General features: G+C 70.8%; 7 protein-coding genes. 5 read left to right on the top strand and 2 right to left on the bottom strand.

The window, feature by feature from the left end:
- The 5 genes from B9S61_RS03095 to B9S61_RS03075 all read left to right on the top strand — a co-directional run.
- Positions 1 to 447: HRDC domain-containing protein (locus B9S61_RS03095; protein ID WP_181007211.1), on the top strand; the 447-nt coding region annotated here is incomplete at its 5' end.
- A gap of 163 nt (positions 448 to 610) precedes the next feature.
- The gene (locus tag B9S61_RS03090) at positions 611 to 934 is read left to right on the top strand and encodes a hypothetical protein (RefSeq protein WP_103540796.1); all 324 of its coding nucleotides are present in this window, start codon (positions 611 to 613) and stop codon (positions 932 to 934) included.
- 173 nt (positions 935 to 1,107) lie between these two features.
- A complete protein-coding gene (locus B9S61_RS03085; RefSeq protein ID WP_103540795.1) occupies positions 1,108 to 1,476 on the top strand; it encodes a WhiB family transcriptional regulator in 369 nt (122 codons plus the stop codon).
- A complete protein-coding gene (locus tag B9S61_RS03080) occupies positions 1,473 to 1,796 on the top strand; it encodes a hypothetical protein (protein ID WP_103540794.1) in 324 nt (107 codons plus the stop codon). Before B9S61_RS03085 ends, B9S61_RS03080 begins: the two co-directional genes overlap by 4 nt.
- 133 nt (positions 1,797 to 1,929) lie before the next feature.
- Positions 1,930 to 2,139 carry a hypothetical protein gene (locus tag B9S61_RS03075; protein ID WP_103540793.1) on the top strand — a complete coding sequence of 70 codons (210 nt, stop codon included), beginning with the start codon at positions 1,930 to 1,932 and terminating at the stop codon, positions 2,137 to 2,139.
- A 61-nt stretch (positions 2,140 to 2,200) separates the two neighbouring features.
- Here B9S61_RS03075 and B9S61_RS03070 read toward each other — a convergent pair whose 3' ends face one another.
- The gene (locus tag B9S61_RS03070) at positions 2,201 to 3,568 is read right to left on the bottom strand and encodes an AarF/ABC1/UbiB kinase family protein (RefSeq protein ID WP_103540792.1); all 1,368 of its coding nucleotides are present in this window, start codon (positions 3,566 to 3,568) and stop codon (positions 2,201 to 2,203) included.
- Positions 3,561 to 4,121, bottom strand: a 561-nt coding sequence (locus tag B9S61_RS03065) for a TOMM precursor leader peptide-binding protein (RefSeq protein WP_146064692.1), incomplete at its 5' end; no start/stop codon positions are given. The genes B9S61_RS03065 and B9S61_RS03070, both read right to left, overlap by 8 nt.

Here is a 4,121-nt window from a genome sequence, read left to right as displayed (position 1 = left end):
GGGTCGGTCACGGCCGCGCGCCGTGGTGGCGCCACGGGTCCGGGAGGCGTGGAGCACGGTTCCCCCGGAGCGGCGGCCGACCGGGTCACGCCCGGTCCGAGACGTGGACGGCGCAGCCCCGCCCGCTGCCGGGTCTGCGGCCGCACGCTGACCGACGCGGGCGAGATGAAGCTGATGCGCTGCGAGGACTGCCCCTCCGACATGGACGAGGGCCTGTACGAGCGGCTGCGGGAGTGGCGGGCGGGCCAGGCGCTGCGCAGCGGTCAGCCGGCCTTCTGCGTCTTCACCGACAAGACGCTGATCGCCATCGCGGAGACGGTCCCCGACGACGAGCACGGGCTCGCTCGTATCCCCGGGGTGGGGATCCGCAAGCTGAGCCGCTACGGGGCCGATGTTCTGGCCATCTGCGCAGGCCGTGACCCCGCCGAGGGGCGTGATCCGGACTGATACGAACTCGTCGAAAAAATAGTTTGCGCATGCCCCGACGATCCCCATAGGTTCTTAGGCACGAGGACGGCGGCCTTCTCCAAGGCCCTGAATCCGTGTTCTACTTGCATATCCACGGACCGGTTCCACCCGGTCCCCAAGACGCCGAGAGGAGGCGAGCCCAGTGATCAGCATCAACAGCAGCTCCGTCGTCGAACTGACCGATCGCCCGGCCGTCTCCCTGTGCATTCTCGGCGCCTCGAACCAGGGCACCGGTCTGTCCGGCATTCGTGCCGCAGGCCTTGTGTCCTCCGTCGCTCCCGCGGCTCCTGCCGTCCGTGAGCGCAATGAGCGACCGACCAGGGCACTGGAAGCAGCAGTAGTGGCAGAGGCGCAGGCCTATGCCTATGCCTTTGCCGCAGCCGGTGCCGGATTCCGGAAGCAGACGACGCAGCACCACCTGATGTGGGCCTTCCGTGGGCCAGAACCCTGGAGTGATCCAGCCTGATGAGATCAGGCCGGCGCCTTCAGGGCCGCGGAACCCCACCCGGGATCCGCGGCCCTTCTGTTTTCCCCGAACGGGGAGGCAGAGCGAAGCGCCTCGGGACAGGAAAAGAACCCGGTACCAAGCCGCCACCCGGCCCAACAGGCCGGAAACGACCAGACGAGGAAGACGAATCCGTGCAACTCGAAGCGCACGCCCCGTCCGTACCGCCTTCCGACACGATCCCCAAGTCCGGCTCCACGGAGGACCCGACCTTGACTCCGCTCACCGCGCTCACCGCGCTCGACGACGCCATCGAGAACTTCGGCGTGCCCGTCCCGTGCCGCTCCTACGACCCGGAGGTCTTCTTCGCCGAGTCCCCCGCGGACGTCGAGTACGCCAAGTCCCTCTGCCGTACCTGCCCGCTGATGGAGGCCTGCCTCGCCGGTGCCAAGGAGCGGCGTGAGCCGTGGGGCGTCTGGGGTGGCGAGCTGTTCGTCCAGGGAGTCGTCGTCGCCCGGAAGCGGCCGCGTGGCCGCCCGCGCAAGAACCCGGTCACGGCATGAACACCCCAGGAACGATCGACCGTCCCCTCACGCACGACCCCCAGAAGCAGGCCCCGATGATGCCGTCCACTCACGAGCCCGCAGGCTCCGCGACCGAAGACTTCACCACCAGTGGTGCGAACGACTCGCGCCAGAACAGGACCCGAGAGATGCAACTCATCCCAGAAGCCATGGCTCGTGCGCGAATGCACGAGCGACTGCAGGAGGCGCAACAGGAGCGCCAGGCCTCGCGCCTGGTGACCGCGCGCCGGATGCAGCGCCGGGCCGAGCGCGCCTCCCGGCGCGCCCGCCGGGCGCTCGCCATGGCGGTCATGCAGTAACCGATCCCACCTGAAGCGGTGCCTCCCCGGCCGGAGGCCCGGTCTTCCCCTGCGGGGTCCGGTCCGTGCACACGGACCGGACCCCGCTGCGCGTTGCCGGGCGGCCCGCCCGTGACGGCGATATCGTCGCCGGGTGACGAGCCGTTCCGGAGACAGCGACGACGACGGCCCCCCGGCGGAACCGGATCGGCCGGTGTGTGCCCTCTGCGGCACCCGCGCCGAGGACTCGCAGCCGACCTGGACCTTCTCCGTGGAGAACGGTGCCCGGCGGTACTACTGCGAAAAGTGCTCGCGCGAGCATCTGCGGGCGATCGAGGGGCGTCTCGACGCGCAGTGGTGGTAGCGGCGGGCCGCACCGGCGGCGCCGGTGTTCTCCGGAGCGGCCGCGCCGCCGGCCGGACCGGTCATGCCTCCGCGGCCGATTCCTCCGCCTCCGGATCTTCCGGGACGAACGCCGGCAGCCACTCCTCCAGTTCGTCCCGCAGCCGCACCGTCGCTCCCAGCTGGCAGAGCACACCGATCGTGCTCAGGGTCACCCGGTGGATCAGCAGGTAGGCGGGGGGAAGGTTGAGCTGCTTGGCGAGCTGGGAGGCGGGGGAGCGGGGATCGGCTATCCGGGCCGCCTGGCTCCGCATCCAGCCGCGGGTGAAGGTGAACTCGTCGGCCCGGGCCGGCTCGATGATCGGCAGCAGGTAGTCGAGGACGGCGTCGGGGTCCAGCTCGATCGACTCCTTGACGAAGCCCTCCGTGCAGAGCATGGCGTAGACCGCTTCGGCATCGCCCTCCAGAGTGATCCGCAGGGCCTCGCCGATGGGGGTGGGCAGTCCGCCCGGGAGCCGGTCGACGGTGCCGAAGTCCAGTACGCCCAGGCGCCAGTCGTCCTCACCGCCCGGGCCGCCGGGCAGCAGGCGGAAGTTGCCCGGATGCGGGTCGGCGTGCAGCAGAGCGGTGCGGGCGGGCCCGGAGAACAGGAAGTGGGCCAGGAGCTGGCCGGCCCGGTCGCGCTGTGCCTCGGTGCCGTCCGAGATGATCTCCGACAGCGGGATGCCGTCCATCCAGGCGGTGACCAGTACCTGCTCGCTCTGGTGGATCACGTCCGGCACGACGACATCGGGATCGCCGTCGAACTCCTCGGCATGGACCCGCTGGGCCTGCGCCTCCAGTCCGTAGTCCAGCTCCTCCGACACACGGTCCTTGAGCTCCGTGATCAGTGGCTTGACGTCCATACCGGGAATGAGCGGGCCCAGCAGACGGGCGAAGCGGCTCAGCTGGTTCAGGTCGGACAGCAGGGCCTCGCCGGCCCCCGGGTACTGCACCTTGACCGCCACCTCGCGGCCGTCGTGCCACACACCCCGGTGCACCTGGCCGATCGAGGCCGCCGCGGACGGCTTGTCCTCGAATTCCAGGAACAGTTCCTGCCAGTTTTCGCCCAGCCGTTCCTCGAGCACCGCGTGAACGGTGCGGGTCGGCATCGGCGGAGCCGCCTCCTGGAGCTTGGTCAGCGCCGCCCGATAGGGACCGGCGACCTCCTCCGGCAGGGCCGACTCGAAGACCGACAGCGCCTGGCCGAACTTCATGGCGCCGCCCTTGAGCTCGCCGAGCACCTTGAACAGCTGGTCGGCGGTGCGCTGCTGCAGTTCCCGGCCGACAAGCTCCGCGGATTCACCCACGATCCGCTTGCCGAGTCCCCAGGTCGCCCGCCCGGCGAAGCCGAGCGGGAGCGCGGCCAGCTTGGCGGTCCGGGTGACCGCCTTCCGGGGAAGATCAGACATGCGCCCTCCAAGTACCTGCCGGCCGCTTCGCGTCCGCCTGACGGCGCCACCTGTCCGACGGCCCCTGCACGGCCATTGTCCCGCGCGGCCCCCCACTCCCGGCGGTGTGTCGTCCCTTACCTTTTTCCGGGTCTCCTCCCGGCCGGTTCTCCTGATCCCTCCCGGCCGCCCCGCACGGGCAGTCCGGGTGGGGCCACACCGGCCGAGCATGCCAGTTCAGACCGGGAAGGGACACCTCCCAGCGGGCACCGGCCGTGGACGGAACCCGGCCGTCCAGGAAAGCGAGCGCGTGCGCGGCCGTCAAACCCGCCACGGTCGTGGCCAAGGTCAGATCGCAGGCGCCCACCCGTCGCTGCCGCCCGGAGCGCCACTGGGCCACCAGCCGGGGCCAGGCCGGGTCCCGGTCGACGCGGTCCTGCTGGAGACAGCCCGCACAGCTCGTCTCTCCGGGCAGCACCAGCGGACCGGCCACACCGGTTCCCTCCACCACACCGGCGTAGAGATGGGGTGTGCCGGAGGACAGGAGGGTCTCGGCGGCCGCCGGGTCCGGCGC

Origin of the sequence: Streptomyces sp. SM1 (assembly GCF_002910825.1) — a bacterium.
GTDB lineage: Bacteria > Actinomycetota > Actinomycetes > Streptomycetales > Streptomycetaceae > Streptomyces > Streptomyces okerensis.
This window is presented reverse-complemented; position numbering and strand designations above follow the sequence as displayed.

What these genes read in the sequence shown, in the direction of transcription:
- B9S61_RS03080 (WP_103540794.1), top strand. Translation starts at nt 1,473, where the DNA reads ATGAACACCCCAGGAACGATCGACCGTCCCCTCACGCACGACCCCCAG.
- B9S61_RS03070 (WP_103540792.1), bottom strand. Translation starts at nt 3,568, where the DNA reads ATGTCTGATCTTCCCCGGAAGGCGGTCACCCGGACCGCCAAGCTGGCC.